The sequence below is a fragment of the Streptomyces sp. NPDC012827 genome, assembly GCF_042900905.1.
GTDB classification, from domain to species: Bacteria; Actinomycetota; Actinomycetes; order Streptomycetales; family Streptomycetaceae; genus Streptomyces; species Streptomyces gulbargensis.
In genome coordinates this window covers 299,866-316,368 of the sequence record NZ_JBIBBY010000008.1, presented here as the reverse complement: position 1 = coordinate 316,368, position 16,503 = coordinate 299,866, and the positions used below count along the sequence as shown (strand labels likewise).

General features: G+C 72.2%; 13 protein-coding genes. 11 read left to right on the top strand and 2 right to left on the bottom strand.

Going from position 1 to position 16,503, the window contains the following annotated elements; genetic code table 11:
* The 5 genes from ACFY60_RS20010 to ACFY60_RS19990 all read left to right on the top strand — a co-directional run bounded on the left by ACFY60_RS20010 (nucleotide 1) and on the right by ACFY60_RS19990 (nucleotide 7,258).
* Nucleotides 1-1,749, top strand: a complete 1,749-nt coding sequence (locus tag ACFY60_RS20010) for an ABC transporter transmembrane domain-containing protein (RefSeq protein WP_388612085.1) — start codon at nucleotides 1-3, stop codon at nucleotides 1,747-1,749.
* A 5-nt stretch (nucleotides 1,750-1,754) separates the two neighbouring features.
* Entirely contained in the window at nucleotides 1,755-3,557 is a 1,803-nt protein-coding gene (locus ACFY60_RS20005; RefSeq protein ID WP_388612084.1) for an ABC transporter ATP-binding protein, read from the top strand.
* Nucleotides 3,548-4,807: an acetyl-CoA carboxylase biotin carboxylase subunit family protein gene (locus tag ACFY60_RS20000; RefSeq protein WP_388612083.1), complete on the top strand. Its 1,260-nt coding sequence runs from the start codon at nucleotides 3,548-3,550 to the stop codon at nucleotides 4,805-4,807. Before ACFY60_RS20005 ends, ACFY60_RS20000 begins: the two co-directional genes overlap by 10 nt.
* A gap of 10 nt (nucleotides 4,808-4,817) precedes the next feature.
* On the top strand, nucleotides 4,818-6,425 hold the full coding sequence (locus ACFY60_RS19995; RefSeq protein ID WP_388612082.1) for a PhpK family radical SAM P-methyltransferase: 1,608 nt from the start codon (nucleotides 4,818-4,820) through the stop codon (nucleotides 6,423-6,425).
* A 104-nt stretch (nucleotides 6,426-6,529) separates the two neighbouring features.
* Nucleotides 6,530-7,258, top strand: coding sequence for a thioesterase II family protein (locus tag ACFY60_RS19990; protein WP_388612081.1), 729 nt, complete (start codon nucleotides 6,530-6,532; stop codon nucleotides 7,256-7,258).
* Here ACFY60_RS19990 and ACFY60_RS19985 read toward each other — a convergent pair.
* A complete protein-coding gene (locus tag ACFY60_RS19985) occupies nucleotides 7,253-8,380 on the bottom strand; it encodes an aminotransferase class I/II-fold pyridoxal phosphate-dependent enzyme (protein ID WP_388612080.1) in 1,128 nt (375 codons plus the stop codon). The two genes, ACFY60_RS19990 and ACFY60_RS19985, sit on opposite strands and share 6 nt — an antisense overlap.
* Entirely contained in the window at nucleotides 8,377-9,435 is a 1,059-nt protein-coding gene (locus ACFY60_RS19980) for a fatty acid desaturase (RefSeq protein WP_388612079.1), read from the bottom strand. Before ACFY60_RS19980 ends, ACFY60_RS19985 begins: the two co-directional genes overlap by 4 nt.
* 463 nt (nucleotides 9,436-9,898) lie before the next feature.
* Here ACFY60_RS19980 and ACFY60_RS19975 point away from each other — a divergent pair, with 463 nt between their 5' ends.
* The 6 genes from ACFY60_RS19975 (at nucleotide 9,899) to ACFY60_RS19950 (ending at nucleotide 16,498) form a co-directional block, all read left to right on the top strand.
* Entirely contained in the window at nucleotides 9,899-10,246 is a 348-nt protein-coding gene (locus tag ACFY60_RS19975) for a hypothetical protein (RefSeq protein WP_388612078.1), read from the top strand.
* Nucleotides 10,247-10,367: 121 nt separating this feature from the next.
* Entirely contained in the window at nucleotides 10,368-11,699 is a 1,332-nt protein-coding gene (locus ACFY60_RS19970; RefSeq protein WP_388612077.1) for a pyridoxal phosphate-dependent decarboxylase family protein, read from the top strand.
* A 15-nt stretch (nucleotides 11,700-11,714) separates the two neighbouring features.
* A complete protein-coding gene (locus tag ACFY60_RS19965) occupies nucleotides 11,715-12,032 on the top strand; it encodes a Dabb family protein (protein ID WP_388612076.1) in 318 nt (105 codons plus the stop codon).
* A gap of 6 nt (nucleotides 12,033-12,038) precedes the next feature.
* The gene (locus ACFY60_RS19960; protein WP_388612075.1) at nucleotides 12,039-12,953 is read left to right on the top strand and encodes a phytanoyl-CoA dioxygenase family protein; all 915 of its coding nucleotides are present in this window, start codon (nucleotides 12,039-12,041) and stop codon (nucleotides 12,951-12,953) included.
* A gap of 78 nt (nucleotides 12,954-13,031) precedes the next feature.
* Complete coding sequence (gene hppD / locus ACFY60_RS19955; protein ID WP_388612074.1) at nucleotides 13,032-14,045, top strand: 4-hydroxyphenylpyruvate dioxygenase; 1,014 nt, start codon at nucleotides 13,032-13,034, stop codon at nucleotides 14,043-14,045.
* A complete protein-coding gene (locus tag ACFY60_RS19950) occupies nucleotides 14,042-16,498 on the top strand; it encodes an aminotransferase class I/II-fold pyridoxal phosphate-dependent enzyme (RefSeq protein ID WP_388612073.1) in 2,457 nt (818 codons plus the stop codon). Before hppD ends, ACFY60_RS19950 begins: the two co-directional genes overlap by 4 nt.
* Nucleotides 16,499-16,503: the final 5 nt, after the last annotated feature.

Genomic DNA, 16,503 nt, shown 5'->3' with positions numbered 1-16,503 from the left:
GTGAAAAAATTCCCCGTCCCCGACCCCGGCGTCCCCGACCACCGCTCGGCCGCCCGCTACCTGCTGTGGCTCGCCCGGCGACAATGGCAGCCGGTCGCCCTGGGCACCGTCTGGGGCGTGCTCTGGCTGGTCTCGCTCGCCCTGATGCCCGCCGTGCTGGGCCGGGCCATCGGCGAGGGCATCGCCGCCAAGGACAGCGACGCCCTGCTCCGCTGGAGCCTCCTGGCGCTGCTGCTCACCGTCCTCACCGTGACCTCGGGCATCGGACGGCACCGCAGCGCCATGGCCAACCTCTACGCCTCCGAGTTCCGCACGGTCCAGGTGGTCACCCGGCACGTGACCAAGCTCGGGGCGACCCTGCCGAAGGTGGTCCGCAACGGCGAGGTCGTCACCATCGGCAGCGCCGACATCGGCTCGATCGGCGGAGTCTTCCAGCACCTCCCGGTCACCATGGGCGCGGCCGGCGCCATCATCGTGGTGGGCGTGCTCATGTTCAGCGCGTCCGTTCCGCTCGGCCTCACCGTCCTCATCGGCACCCCCGTCCTGATGGGCGTCACCGCCCTCCTGACGAAACGCCTGCAACAGCGCCAGTCCAGCTTCCGCACCCTCCAGTCGCAGCTCACCTCCATCGCCGTCGACATCGCCGCAGGCCTGCGGGTGCTCCGGGGCATCGGCGGCGAGAAGGCGTTCGAGCGGCGCTACCGGAAGCAGTCCCAGAACCTCCGCGAGGCGGGCGTCCACGTGGCCCGCGTCCAGTCGCTGTTCGACGCCATGCAGGTCCTCGCGCCCGGCGTCTTCGCCGTCGGCGTGACCTGGCTCGCGGCCACCCTCGCGATCAAGCAGGAGATCTCCGTCGGCGACATGATCGCCTTCTACGGCTACGCCACCTTCCTCACCCTGCCCCTGTCCATCATCGCCGCGGCGGCGAGCGCCACGACCAACGCCTACGTCGCCTCCGGGCGGGTCGCGGACTTCCTCCGCCTGGAGCCCGAGTTCGGCCCGGCCGCACCGCCCGCCGACGGTGACGGCGACGACCTGGCGGCCGGCGTGCCACCCGCCGCCGCGGTGCCCGCGGCACAGCTCGCCGACGGCGCGTCCCGGCTGTCCGTGCCCCGCGAGGGCGTGCTCGGCGTGGTCTGCTCCGACCCCGCCGAATCCGCGCGCCTCGCCCTCCGCCTCGCGCGGTTCGCCGACTCCGGAGCCCCGACCCTCGGCGGCGTACCGCTGGCGGAGCTGCCGCTGCCCTGGCTGCGGCGCCGCGTCGTCCTCGTACGCAACGAGGACGCGCTCTTCGGCGGCCCGCTCAGCACCGAACTCGCCCCCGCCGGGCGGGAGATCGACCGGGACGAACTGGAACGGGCGCTCCACGCGGCCGGCGCCGAGGACATCGTCCGGGGCCTGGACGGCGGCCTGGACACCGTGCTCCAGCACGGGGCGAAGAACCTCTCCACCGGCCAGCAGCAGCGGCTCCGGCTGGCCCGGGCCCTGGCCGCCGACCCCGAGACCCTCATCCTGATCGACCCGACGAGCGCCGTCGACGCGCTCACCGAGGCCCGCATCGGAGAACGCCTCGTCCGCCACCGCGAGAACCGCTCCACGGTGGTCTTCACCTCCAGCGCCCTGATGCTCGCCCAGGCCGACTCGGTCTGCGTGGTGGAGGACGGCGTCGTCACCGCCGCCGGCAGCCACCGCGAGCTGCTCGCCGAGTCCCCCGCCTATGCGGCCGTCGTGAACCGCGGAGAGGCGTGATCCCCGTGCCCCCCAAGATCCTCCCCGTCTCCGACCCCGCCGCCGCCCGCCGGTACGGCTGGCAGACCATGCGCCGCCACCCGAGACTGCTGCTGGGCGCGCTGGGACTGAACGCCGCCGCGGCGGCCGCGGGACTCGTCGGCCCCCGGCTCCTCGGCGAACTCGTCCAGGACGTGTCCGGCGGCACCACCACCGGACACGTCACCCGGGTCGTCGCCGTCCTGCTGTTCTTCGTGCTGCTCCAGTCGTGGCTCATCCGCGGCGCCACGGTGTTCGGCGGCCGCCTCAGCCAGGCCGTCCTCGCCGAGATGCGCGAGACGTTCATCGAACGGGTCCTCAAACTGCCGCTGTCCACGGCCGAGAACGCCGGAGCCGGCGATCTCATCTCCCGGGCGTCCCGCGGCGTCGACGAGATGCAGCGCACCGCCCAGTACGCGCTCCCGGCGATCCTGACGGCCGCCTTCACCTTCCTCCTCAGCATCGTCGGCATGCTCGCCGTCTCGCCCGCGCTGACCGTCGTCATCCTGGTCGCCGTGCCGCCGGTCGTCCTGGTCACCCGCTGGTACCTGAGCCGGTCGACCGAGGCCTACCGCGCGTACAAGACCGCCGCGGCCGGCATGACCGAGGAACTGGCCGCCTCCACGGACGGCGCGGCGACCATCGAGGCCCTGGGCCTCGCCCGGCGTCGCGTCGCCGCCGGAGACGCCTCGGTGGGGGCCACGTACGCCGCCGACATCGGCACCCTCCGGCTGCGGACGGTCTTCCTGCCGACCGCCGAGATGGGCTACCGGCTGCCGATGATCGCCGCCCTGCTGATCGGCGGCTACTTCTACACCGAGGGCTGGGCGAGCCTCGCGGCCGTCACCGCCGTCGTGCTGTACACCCAGCAGATGTCGGAGCCCATCTCGCAGGCGCGGGACTGGCTCACCGAGATGCAGACCGCCACGACCTCGCTCCAGCGGCTGCTCGGTGTGACGGAGGTCCCGCCGGACCGCCGGGTCCGCGAGCACACCGTGGACGCCGACCAGGGCCTCGTCCTCGAGAAGGTCACCTTCGGCTACGGAGACGGCGAAGGCCCCGAGGTCCTGCACGGCATCGACCTCACCGTCCGCACGGGTGAACGCCTCGCCATCGTCGGACCGTCCGGCGCGGGAAAGTCCACCCTGGGCCGTCTCATGGCCGGCATCCACGGCCCCACCACGGGCTCCGTCCGGCTCGGCGGCGCCCCCCTCGTCGAGCTGCCGCTGGAGCAGCTGCGCAGCGAGGTGGCGCTGGTCAGCCACGAGCAGTACGTGCTCGGCGGCACCCTCCGCGAGAACCTGGCCCTCGCGGTCAGGGACGGGGACACCGCCGGGGACGAGGTGATCTGGGCGGCGCTGAAGGCGGTCGAGGCGCAGGAGTGGGTCCAGGCGCTCCCGGACGGACTGGACACCGTCATCGGCTCCGGCGGCACCGGCCTCACCCCGGCGCAGTCCCAGCAGCTCGCCATCGCCCGCCTCGTCGTCGCCGACCCGAAGGTCCTCGTCCTCGACGAGGCGACCTCCCTGCTCGACCCCACCTCGGCCCGCGACCTGGAACGCTCCCTGAACGCCCTCCTGGAGGGCCGGACCGTGATCACCATCGCGCACCGCCTGCACACCGCGTACGACGCCGACCGCATCGCCGTCATCGACGACGGCCGCGTCGTGGAGCTCGGCTCCCATGCCGAGCTGATCGCGAACGAAGGCTCCTACGCGCGGCTCTGGCGGTCGTGGCACGGCGGGGCCCCGGAAGCGCCGGCCGGCACGGAGGGGGAGCGATGCTCGTAGTGCCGTACACCGTCGGCCCCGCGAGCCCCGTGCAGATAGCGGAGGCGTGCGAGGGGCGGACCGACCTCGTGTTCCTCGTGGACGCCCACGACCCCCAGGCCACCCCGCTCGTCCCCCTGCTGGAGGAACTGGCGCCGGTGGTGGTGCACGACGGGGACACCGCACGGGTGATCGACGCGCTCGCGCCGCTGGGCCCGCGCGGCGTGGTGACCTTCGCCGAGCCGACCCTGCGGATCGGCGCGGCCGTCGCCGACGCCTTCGGCCTCCCGCACCACGGCGAGGAGACCTGCGGGCTGCTCACCAGCAAGCTGCGGCAGCGCGAGCGGCTGAACGCCGCCGGAGTCGGCCACGTCCCCACGGCCGCGTTCCGGCTCGACGATCCGGCGGCGGTGACCCTGCCGCCGGGATTCCCCTTCCCGGCGATCGTCAAGCCGGAGGAGGGCGTGGCCAGCCGGGACACGGTGTACGTGGCGTCGGCGGGCGACCTGCCCGCCCGGCTCCGCGAGCTGCCGACCGGCCGGACCTACGTCTGCGAGGCGTACATCCCGGGCGCCGACCTCTACGGCACCGACTGGCTCGCCGACTACGTGTCCGTCGAGTCCGCCGTGTCCGGGGGCGCGGTCGGGCACCTCGGGGTGAGCGGGCGGCTGCCGCTGGTGGCGCCGTTCCGGGAGGGCGGCCTCGTCTTCCCGGTGCCCCCGGAGGAGAAGACCGCGGCGGCCATCACCGACCTGGCCGAACGGGCCATCGCCGCCCTCGGCATCACCACCGGCCTCGTGCACACCGAGATCAAGATGTCCCCCGACGGCCCGCAGGTCATCGAGGTGAACGGGCGCCTGGGCGGCACCATGTCCCGGCTGATCCCGCGCGCCCTCGGACTCGACCCGGTCAGCCTCGCCGTCGACCTCGCCCTGGGCGCCCCGCTGCCGGCCGGCTTCGGCACGCCGAGCCGGGTGGCGATGCTCGTCTACGTCCAGGCGCCCATGGAGGCCACCGAGCTGGCGGCGACGCCCCCCGCCGCGCGCCTGCGGGCCCTGCCGGGCGTGTTCGGGGTGGACGTCCTCGCCAGGCGCGGCCGGCCCGTCGACTGGCGGAGCGGGTCGCTGGGGCGGATCTGCGACGTCTGGATCGACGCCCCGTCGACCGAGCGGCTGCGGGAGCGGTACCGGGCCGTTCTCGACGTCCTCGACAGCGGCCTCGCCTGGAACCACGCCATCGCACCGACTCGGGACGACCGACCAGCGGACTAAGGAGACGACCATGGTGGACTGCCTGATCATCGGGCACAACGAAGGGCACTTCCCCAGCGACGTCCAGATGGTGGAGCGCATGGGCGTCGAGTCCGGGGCCTTCCGCGACCTCGCCCTGAGCTACGTGCAGTGGGACGGGACGCCCATGCGCGCGCTGGACGTCTTCAACCGCCTGAACGTCCCCGACTCCTACGGGGACCGGAGGCGCTACCACAACTTCGAGATGCTCTGGCCGGCGGTCTCCTACCTCGGCTCCTTCCTGAGCCGGCACGGCTTCTCCTTCGACTACGTCAACCTCTTCCAGCAGGAGAAGGAGGACCTCAGGCGGAAACTGGAGGACAAACCCCTCACGGTGGCCGTCACGACCACGCTCTACGTCACCGCCGGACCCGTCATGGAAGTCGTCAGGACCGTCCGCGAACAGTGCCCCGAGACGACCATCGTCGTCGGCGGCCCCTTCGTCCAGAACTACCGCAAGCAGCTGGAGAAGAAGGACCTCAACGCCCTCTTCACCATGATCGGCGCGGACATCTACGTGGACAGCAACGAAGGCGAACTCACCCTCGCCCGCGTCCTGTCGGAACTGCGCGACGGCCGGCGCCCGGGCAACGTGCCCAACGTCATCCACCGCGACGGCGACGAGTTCGTCTTCAACGCCACCGAACTCGAATCGAATCCCCTCGACGCGAACCCCGTCGACTACGGCGCGTTCTCCTCCTCGCTCGGCAGCTTCGTCTCGCTGCGGACCGCCAAGTCGTGCCCGTACTCCTGCGCCTTCTGCGGCTTCCCCGCCCGCGCCGGCAAGTACGTGTACCTCTCGCCCCAGCAGGTGGAGGCGGAACTGGACCGGATCAAGGAGTCCGGCGAGGTCACCAACCTCACCTTCCTCGACGACACGTTCAACGTGCCCAAGGGCCGCTTCAAGAAGCTCCTGCGCATGATGATCGACAAGCAGTACGGCTTCCGCTGGAACTGCTTCTACCGCAGCGACCACGGCGACCAGGAGGTCATCGACCTCATGGCGGAGGCCGGGTGCGAGGGCGTCTTCCTCGGTATCGAGTCCGGCTCGGACCGCATCCTGGAGGCGATGAACAAGACCGCGCGGCGTGCCGACTACCTCGCGGCCATCCCCGCCCTGAAGAAGAACGGCATCGTCACCCACGCCAACCTCATCGTCGGCTTCCCCGGCGAGACCGAGGAGACCGTGGCCGAGACGCGGAGCCTGCTGGAGGAGGCCCGGCCCGACTTCTTCCGGGCGCAGCTCTGGTACGCCGACCCCATCACCCCGGTCTGGGAGAGGCGCGACGAACTGGGCATCCAGGGCTCCATGTTCACCTGGTCGCACCACACGATGGACGCGAAGACCGCGATCGGCATCGTGGACGACCTCTTCGCGACGGTCCGCGAACCGCACTGGCTGCCGCAGACCGGTTTCGAGCTGTGGAGCGTCTTCTACCTGATGCGCCGCGGCATGACGCTCGACCAGGTCAAGGGAGCCGTCGGCGCGTTCAACTCCGCCGTGGCCGAGAACATAGGCCGCGGCAAGCCCACCGAGATCAGCCCCGGCGCGCTCGCCCGGATCCGTGAGGCGTACCGGTTCACCGAGGCGAGCGCCTGACGGCGACCGGCCGACCGGTCACGCCGTCCCGAGAGCGGTCCGGTGCCCCTTCCGTGCGGCAGGGGCACCGGACCGCCGCCCTCACCCTCCGCAGAAGGCCCTTGATGTTCACCACCTTCCGCCGCCCGCTCCGGCACCTGAACCGTCTCATCTGCTTCCCCTTCGCCGGGGGAGGAGAGAGCCACTACCGGGACTGGGCCGGGCGCGTCCCGGACACCGACGTCGTCGCGGCCCGGCTCGCCGGCCGGGAGAGCCGCTTCACGGAGCCGCCCCGGACCGACTTCACCACCCTGCTCGACGAGTGCCTCGCGGCCATCGAGCCGTATCTCGGCGCTCGGACCACGCTGTTCGGCCACAGCTTCGGGGGGCTGCTGGCCTTCGAGGTCGCGCGGCGCCTGGAGGCCCGGGGGAGCGGTCCGGCGCTCGTCATCGTCTCGGGCTGCGACGCGCCCCGCACGATCGTCTCCGCCCCGCCGGGGGACCTCGGCGACGCCGCGCTGCTCGCCACCCTCGGCGAGCACAGCGCGGTCCCGGGCGAGATGGCGGCGAACAGGGAGTTGCTGGAGCTGATGCTGCCGGCGTTCCGCGCCGACCTCCAGGCCAAGGCGAGCTACCGCGTCGACCCGGCGGACCGGCCGCTGGGCCGGCCGGTCCGCCTCTACTACGGCACCGAGGAGGCGTTCGACCCGGACCAGGCGCGCGAAGGGTGGGCCGAGGTGGTGTCCGGGCCCGTCACCATGCGCGGCTTCCCCGGCGGGCACTTCTTCGTGAACAGCGCCCGCCGGCAGGTCCTGGAGGCCATCGCCTCCGACATGGCCCGTGCCGGGCTATGACCGGTAGCGCCGGGCCAGGTGGTCGTCCAGCCGCTCCAGGGCGTCGGGGAGCGCGGTCCGGCCCAGGCCGATGCGGAAGCGCTGGTCGTCGAGGTCGAAGACGCTGTCCGGGAGCAGCAGCACGCTCTGCTCCAGGGCGAGGTCCCGCACGAAGTCCTCCACGGGGACGGGCAGCAGAAGCTGCGGGAAGCCCATGGGGGTGGCGCGGGGCGGCTCCCAGGCGAGCGCGTCCGGGTGCCGCCGGACGAACGCGTCGGCGAGCGCCAGGTTGTCGAGGATGATCCGCAGACTGCGGGCGACCAGCCGCTCCCGCGCCCGCAGCGCGATGAGCGCCAGGATCTCCGACGGCGCCGAGGCGCAGACCGTGGTGTAGTCCTTGATGCCCCGCGCGGCCTGGGTCAGCGCTTTGTTCCGGGTGGCCATCCAGCCGACGCGCAGCCCCGCGAGCGCGTACGCCTTGGACAGCACGCCGATGCTGACGGTGTGGTCGCCGAGGTCGCTGGCCGCGGGCAGGGTGGTGCCGGGCTCGAACTCCAGGTAGCGGTAGACCTCGTCGGAGACGACGGTGACGCCGGCTTCCGCGGCCAGCGCGATCAGGGCCTCGAACTCGGCGCGGCTCGGCAGCGCGCCGGTCGGGTTGTGGGGGAAGTTGACGAACAGCGCGCGGGTGGTGGGCCGGAACGCGGCCCGTACCGCATCGAGATCCAGGCGCCAGCCGTGGTCGGCGTCCAGCCGGACCGTGGTGAATTCGGCGCCCAGGGCGGGGATCACCCGGTGCAGCCCCTCGAACGCCGGCCAGACGACCACGGCGTGGTCGCCGGGCCCCAGCAGGGCGTTGGTGACGAGGAACAGCGCCTCCACGGCGCCGCCGCCGCACACGGTGACGTGGTCGGCCTCGGTCCGCGTGTACTGGCCGGCGATCGCCTCGCGCAGCAGCGGATGCCCGACGGGGTCCGTGTAGCCCAGCTCCAGCCCCTCCCACAGGGCCAGGGCCTCGGGGTCGGCGAGGTCCAGCAGATCGCGCATGCGGTAGCTGTCGACGTCGGAGGCGCAGGCCACGTACGTGGTGGAGGACTCCCACTGCCCGAAGAATTGCTCGATCTTGCAGCTCTGCGGAATCACTGCGCGTGGCCTCCTGCGTCGTCGGAACCCGCGGTTCCCGGGGTGGCGGCCGCGGGGCGTGCCGGGGCTCCGGCGGGGCCGTCGGCGGGCAGCATCTCGTAGATCTGCCGCATCCCGCCCAGCACGCCGTCGAGCCGGGGGAGCGCCGCGTACACCGGATCGCGGCGCAGGATCGCGTCCACCTCGCGCAGCCGCCACATCGGGGTCCGCGGGAAGAGGTGGTGCACCAGGTGGAAGCCCTCGCCGTCCGCCTCCCCGAGCAGGAAGCGGGACACGAGACCGTACACGCGGTTCCAGGTCAGGTGGATGTCCACCCGTGGCGCGGTCTCGATCAGCGGGAAGTGCTCCATGAGTTCGGCCACGGCCCCGATCCAGACCTGCGTCGTGACCAGCGGCACGAACCACAGCGCGAGCAGCCACGGCCACCAGCCGCCGATGACCGCCCACGCCACCACCGCGGCCAGCAGCGCCACCCGCGTCCACCGCTCCGCCAGGCGCTCGTCCTTCGTCACGATCCGGTGCCGCAGCAGGTAGAGCACATACGAGACGGTGGCCCGGGGCCCCACGACCGACCGCAGGTACCGGCGCAGGGACGCCCGCCCGAGGTCGTCGCCGCACAGCCCGTTGTCCCGGTACTGCCGGTAGTCGGGGTCGAGTTCGGGGTCCCCGAGCCGGCCGTGGTGGTCGCCGAGGTGCGAGGCCCGGTAGCCGGTGAAGCTCTGGAGCACCGGATACCCGCCGAAGAGGGCCCCGATGACGTCGCCTGCGCGGTGGTGCGCCATGAACGCGCGGTGCACGGCCATGTGCAGCACTCCGGCGACGGCCCGCTGACGGCCGCCGATGAAGAAGACGGCGACGATGTAGACCAGGACGGCCGCCACCGGCGGAAGGTGGTGGAAGGCGAGCACCGAGGCCGTGCACCAGGCGGCGATCCAGAACCAGTGCTCGATCACTTCGAGCGGCCCGTGCCAGTTGTCCGGCCGCGACACGGCCCGGACCTCGGCGAGGATCTCCGGCGAGAAACGGAATCTTTCGTTGCGATGAGCTGTGGACACAGTCGTAGCCCTCCCCGGCGGGACCATTCCACGGCGCCATGTGTCCGTCAAGGGCACCTCGGCGCGGCCTGAAGTGGTGCTCCGCCTGCGGTGGTCGAGTTCATCGGCGTGATACGGGGGCGCATGCCGGGACGAGCCGGGCGGGGCACGGCCCGCCCGGCCCCGCCCGGATGGCGAAACGTCTACAGATACTTCGCGAAATGGGCGCACCGGCGCCTGTCGAAAGAGGCGCCTGACTCCTCGTCGAGTTTGACAGACTCTTGCTCGGAGCAGTGTTCGGACTGTAACTTTATGATCGCATGTCGTTTCGTGATCGACCCGTCACTGAATACACGGTAGCCGCCGCCCCCTCCACGCCGAAATATCCCGGCAGCGGGCTCCACGGGCGGAACCCACGCAGCTCCCGCCCCGGCATCTCGCTTCGCTCTTCGCTGTCCCAATCGACTGAGGATGGTTGTTCCGCATGGTCACGGTCATCGAGAACTGGCTGTTGAAACCCGAATTCGCCGGGCAGGCCCTCGAACTGATGCAGGAGATGGACGACATCGTGGGCCCCAACGCCCACGACGATCCGGGATGGTGCGAGCACGGGCGTTTCTACCAGTTGCAGAGCCGGCCGGCGGAAGTCTGGATGATGTACACCTGGCGCTCCCGGGAGGCGCACGAGGTCTTCATCAAGAAGGAAGAGGAACTCCTCACGGAGTTCTACGAGCGATACTGCGCGCGGCCCCGCCACATCATCTACTTCACGGAACTCCCGGTCGACGTGGAGGCGCTCGCCGACCGGTCCGCCGATTCCACTCGTGGCTGACGCCGTGCAGGACTGGTCACCCGCTGAGTTCGAAAAGCACGGCGCCGAGGTCCTGGCTGCGATACGCGAGCATTTCGAGCGGATCCGAGAGGTCCCCGTCAGTCGCCCTTACGACACGCGGGTGCTGCTCGAAGAGTTCGAAGGCCCGATGCCGGACGAGGGCGAGGAATTCACGAAGATTCTCGCGGAGACGCGCGAGAAGGTCGTGCCGAACCTGGTGCAGTGGAATCACCCGTCCTTCTTCGGCTACTTCCCCACCTGCGCCAGCTTCCCGGGCGTCCTGGCCGAGACCCTCACCGCGGCGCTCAACGTCAACACCATGCTCTGGAAGACGAGCCCCGCCGGCTCCGCCGTCGAGACCGTCGTGCTGCGCTGGCTGGCCGACCTCGCCGGGTACCACACCGATGCCGACGGCCTGCTGCTCGGCGGGGCGTCCCTGGCGAACCTGTTCGCCCTCGGCGCCGCACGCGACGCCGCGCTGGGCCCGGAGATCCGCGAGCACGGCCTCGGCTCCGCGGGCCGGCTCCGCGTCTACGCGAGCGACCAGGCCCACAGCTCGATCGAGAAGGCCGTGATCGCCCTCGGTTTCGGCGCCCGCAACCTCGTACGCGTCCCCTCCGACGCGCACCACCGCATGCGGCCCGACGAGCTGGACGCCGCTCTGCGGCGCGACCTGGCCGCCGGAGCGAAGCCGGTGGCCGTCGTCGCGACCGTGGGCACGACCTCCACCGGCGCCGCCGACGACCTCGCGGCCCTCGCCCGCGTCACCGAACGCCACGGCGTCTGGCTCCACGTCGACGCCGCCTACGGGGGCTTCTACCGCGCCTGCCCGAGCCTGCGCGACCGCGTCGAGGACGTCCGGGTCGGCGACTCCCTGGTGGTGAACCCGCAGAAGACCCTCCTCGTGCCCCTGGACTCGACCGCCCTCTTCTGCCGCCGTGCGGGGGCCCTCGCGGAATCGTTCCGCCTCGTGCCCGACTACCTCACTTCCGAACGGCCCGCCGCATTCGACTACATGGACCTGTCCCCCCAACTCGGGCGGGGATTTCGCGCGCTGAAAGCCTGGTGGGTCCTGCGCACCTTCGGCCGCAACGGACTGACCGCCCACCTCGAACGCTCCGTCGAGATGGCCGACGCCCTGCGTGAGAGCGCCGCCGCGCACGAGGACTGGACCGTCGTCGGTACGACGCCCTACCCTCTCGTCTGCCTGCGTTACACACCGAAGCGGGACGGCGAACCGCTGTCCGGAAACGCGCGCGACCAGCTCAACGCGGCCGTCGCCGCCGCCGTCAACGAGAGCGGCCGGGCCTTCGTCTCCCACTCGGTGCTGAGAGACGGCTACGTGATCCGCGTCGCCGTGGGAAACGCCCGTACGACACCGGAGGACGTACGGGCCTTGTGGCGGCTCCTCACGACGACGGCCGAAGCCCAGTACGCCGACCAGCGGTTCTGACGGAGGGAACGGCACATGATCCGGCACATCGTCCTCCTCCGGCTCCGCCCGCCGCACACCCCCGACGAACCGGCACTCCAGGAACTCGAGCGGGACACCCACCGCCTCCAGGACGCCGTACCGGCCATCGAGGAGATGCGGTTCGGCAGGAACGTGACGCGGCGCGCCGACGCCCACGACTACGCACTCGTCGCCCTCGTCGCGGACGAGGCCGCGCTGGCGGCCTACCTGGACCACCCCGCCCACCGCGAGGTGTCCGCCCGGTGGGCCGCCGTCAGCGACCGCGCCGTCGCCGACCTGTACGAGACCCCGTCCCCCCACGAGGAGGAGTAGGCTCCCTTGGACGACCAGTCCTTCCATCTGACCGACGCCGAGCGCGGCCTGCTGCCCGACGCGACGGACCTCGCGTTCTACGCCGAGCACGGATGGTGGCTCTCGCCGAAGCTCTTCACCGACGACGAGATCGACACCCTCCTCGAAGCCAGCGAACGCTTCTACGCCGGACACCGCGACCGGCGGCTGCCGCGCCGGCCGAAGCGCCTCTCCTACTGGGTGCCGGACATGGGCGACGTCCAGCGCCACAACGACTACATCCACTACGAGGACGCCACCATCGGTGCCCTCCTGCGCAAACCGCTGATCGGCGCCGTCGCGGCACGACTGGCCCGGACCGACGCCATCCGCATCTTCCAGGCGACGCTCATCTACAAACCGCCGCGCCGCGCCGAGACGAGCAACGTCGTCCCCTGGCACTTCGACCGCGACTACTGGGCCACCTCGACCAGCGACAACATGCTCACCGCGTTCATCCCGCTGCACGACTGCACCGTCGAGATGGGCACGATCGAGATGATCGACGGCTCCCACCGCTGGAAGGAGCGCGACCGCGGCGCCGTCACCTCCCGGCACTTCGCCGAGATCCGCCAGGAAGCCGACGCGGCGCTCCGGGCGACCGCCGCCCACAACGGAGCCGTGATCACACAGGTCCCCGTCGAGATCCCACGCGGCCACATGAGCTTCCACCACTGCCGCGTCTACCACGGCAGCGGAACGAACCGCTCGCCGCTCCCGCGGCGCGCGATCTCCCTGCACCTGCAGGACCGTGCCAACGCGTACCGCGCATGGAGGCTCGCCGACGGGACGACCGCCGAGTACAACCACGACGTCCTCGTCCGGCGCACCGCGGACGGCCGGCCCGACTACGCCGACCCGGAGTTCTGCCCGACGATCTGGCGCGACCCCCACGCCGGCTGACCCGAGCGCGGCCGGCGCCCCACCCGCCACGGTCCGCCGAGCCCCCGGAACACCGGCCCCGAAAGGATGACAACCACCGTGCACGACATCGCCTACCTGGAGATATCCGCGACCGACCACACCTCGGCGGTGGACCACCTCACCCGGTCGTTCGGCTTCACCGAGGTGGCCACCTGCGACGAGCCGCACCGGTCGTCGACACTGCTGCGCCAGGGCGACGTCCGGATCATCGTCACCTCGGGCCCGGCCACCGAGACCTACCTCGCCGCGCACGGCGACGGCATCTCCGACATCGCCTTCTCCTGCGCCGACATACCCGCCGCCCTGGACCGGGCCGAGGCCGCCGGTGCCCGCCGGCTCGGACCGGCGACCCTCTCCGGCTTCGGCGACGTCCGCCACACCCTGGTCCCGCGCGGCCCGCACACGGACGCCCGTCCCGGACTCCCGGACGACCGCCCCTGGGTCACCGTCCCGTCCCCGCCCGGCCCGGCGACCGAGGGCTTCGTCCGCGAACTGGACCACCTCGCGGTCCTCGTCCCGCACGGCACGCTCCACGACACCGTGCGCTTCTACGAGGACGCCTACGACCTCAAGCAGTACAGCAGCGAATACGTGGAGGTCGGCGCCCAGGCGATGGACTCGATCGTCGTGCGCAGCGGCTCCGGCAAGGTGACCTTCACGATCATCGAACCCGACGCGACCCGCCAGAGCGGCCAGGTCGACGGCTTCCTCAGCCGCAACGCCGGCGCCGGCGTCCAGCACCCGGCGTTCCTCGTCGACGACGTCGTCGCCGCGGTCCGGGGCCTCCGCGCCCGCGGCGTCCGCTTCCTCACCACCCCCGACGCCTACTACCAGGCCCTGCACGAGCGCGTCGGCCACCTCCAGGAGACCATCGACGACCTCCGCGACACCCACGTCCTCGCCGACCGCGACGAATGGGGCTACCTGCTCCAGCTGTTCACCGAATCGCCCTACGAGCGGAACACCATGTTCTTCGAACTCATCCAGCGCCGCGGAGCCCAGGGCTTCGGCGCCGGCAACATCAAAGCGCTCTACGAGTCGGTCGAGCGCGAACGGGTGAGCGGAGCATGACCGGAGCGGCACCCGAGCGGCCCCTCCGCACCCTCGCCGACGACGAACGGCTCGCCCGCGCACGCCTCGCCCCGGACGTCTGGGACTGGATCGCCGGCGGAGCGGGGCAGGAGCGCACCCTCGCCGCCAACACCGAGGCGTTCGACCACCTCCGCCTGCTGCCCCGCATGCTGACCGGAGCCCAGGCCCCCGACCCCGCGACGAAGCTGTTCGGCACGTCCTGGAGCGCCCCGGTGGGCGTCGCGCCCATGGCGTACCACACCCTCGCCGACCCGGCCGGCGAGCTCGCCACCGTGCGCGCCGCCGGCGACGCCGGCCTCCCCGTCGTGGTCAGCACCTTCGCCGGGCGGACCTTCGAGGAACTGGCCGCCGAGGCGCGGGCCCCCCTCTGGCTCCAGACCTACTGCTTCCGCGACCGGTCCGTCACCCGCGACCTCGTGGCCCGCGCCGAGGCAGCCGGCTTCGGGGCCCTGATGCTCACCGCCGACGCCCCCCGGCTCGGCCGGCGCCTCCGCGACCTGCGCAACGGATTCCGGCTGCCGCCGGGCATCGTCCCCGCGAACCTGCCGGAGGCGGACTACTCCTCGCCCGGCGCGCACGCCGCGACCGAGTTCGACCCCGCGCTCGACTGGACGGTCGTCGACTGGCTCCGCTCGATCACCCGGCTCCCCGTCCTCGTCAAGGGCCTGCTGGCCCCCGGCGACGCCCTCCGCGCCCTCGACGCCGGCACCGACGGCATCGTGGTCTCCAACCACGGTGGCCGGCAACTCGACGGCGTCCCCGCCGCGATCGAGGCCCTGCCCCCGATCGCGGACGCCGTGGCCGGCCGCTGCGCGCTGCTCCTCGACGGAGGCGTACGCCGCGCCACCGACGTCCTGGCCGCGCTCGCCTCCGGCGCCGACGCGGTCCTGATCGGGCGTCCGGTCCTGTACGGCCTGGCCGTCGACGGCGAAGCGGGCGTACGCCACGTCCTGCGGACCCTGTGCGACGACCTCCGGGACGCCATGGCACTGGCCGGGGCGGCCACCGTCGCGGACGTCGACGCGGAGCTGCTCGCCCCGCCCCCGCACCGGCGGCCGGTGCGCGGCGCCGACACGCGCCACCCGTCGCCGCGCCTGCCGTCCCCGCGTCCGCCGTCCCCGCCGGACGGCCGGATGCGCAAGGAGGACCTGCACGCCAGCCTGGCCGACCCGGTGCTGGACACGATGACCTTCCTCAACGAGATCACGGCGCGCTACCCCGACGCCGTCTCCTTCGCCCCGGGCCGCCCCTTCGAGGGCTTCTTCTCCGTCGAGGACGTGCACGGCCACCTCGACCGCTACCTGGACCACCTGAGCGGGCAGGGCAGGACGCCCGAGGAGATCCGCACCTTCCTCTACCAGTACGGCGCCGCGGCCGGCCAGATCCGCGACATCGTGGCGGACTCGCTCCGCGCCGACGAGGGCATCGACGTCGCCGCCGAGGCCGTCGTCGTCACCGCCGGCTGCCAGGAGGCCATGCTCATCACGCTACGGGCGCTGTTCCGCGACCGCGAGGATGTCCTGCTCGTCTCGGCTCCGGCCTACGTGGGCATCACCGGGGCCGCCCGACTGCTCGACATCCCGGTCACGGGGATCGAGGAGGACCCCGTCACCGGACTGTCCTGCGCCGCCGTCGAGGCCGCCGTCCACGCCGAACGCGCGCGCGGCGGACGCCCGAGGGCCCTGTACGTCGTCCCGGACCACTCGAACCCGTCGGGCAAGACGATCGACGCGCCGACCCGGCGCGAGCTGCTGGCCCTGGCGCAGCGCCTCGACCTCCTGGTCCTGGAGGACAGCCCGTACCGCGGGGTGAGCCCCGGCGAGCGCGTCCCCACCCTCAAGGCCCTCGACCGGGACCGCCGCGTCGTCCACCTGGGCTCGTACGCGAAGACCGCCTTCCCCGGCGCCCGGGTCGGCTTCGCGGTGGCGGACCAGACGGTCGTCTCCGCCGACGGCACCACCACGCTGCTGGCCGACGAACTCGCCAAGGTCAAGAGCATGGTGACCGTGAACACCTCGACCCTGAGCCAGGCGGTGGTCGCCGGCATGCTCCTCGCCGCCGACGGAGAGCTCTCCCGGGCGAACGCGCCCGCGGCCCGTCACTACGGCGACGCGCTGCGGACCCTCCTGTCGTCCCTGGAGGAACACTTCCCGGCCGACCGGCAAAGCGCCCACCGCGTGCACTGGAACGCCCCGACCGGCGGCTTCTTCCTGGCCGTCCACGTCCCGTTCACGGCCGACGAGCAGGCCCTCGCCCGCTCGGCGCAGGACTTCGGCGTCATCTGGACGCCCATGGCGTACTTCCATCCGGCCGGCGGCGGAGAGCACACCATGCGCCTCTCCTTCAGCCTCCTGGCGCCGGACGACATCCGCGCCGGCGTCGGAAGACTGGCCGCCTTCATCGCGGCGGAGACGGCGCGCGCTCCGGCCTGACCGGC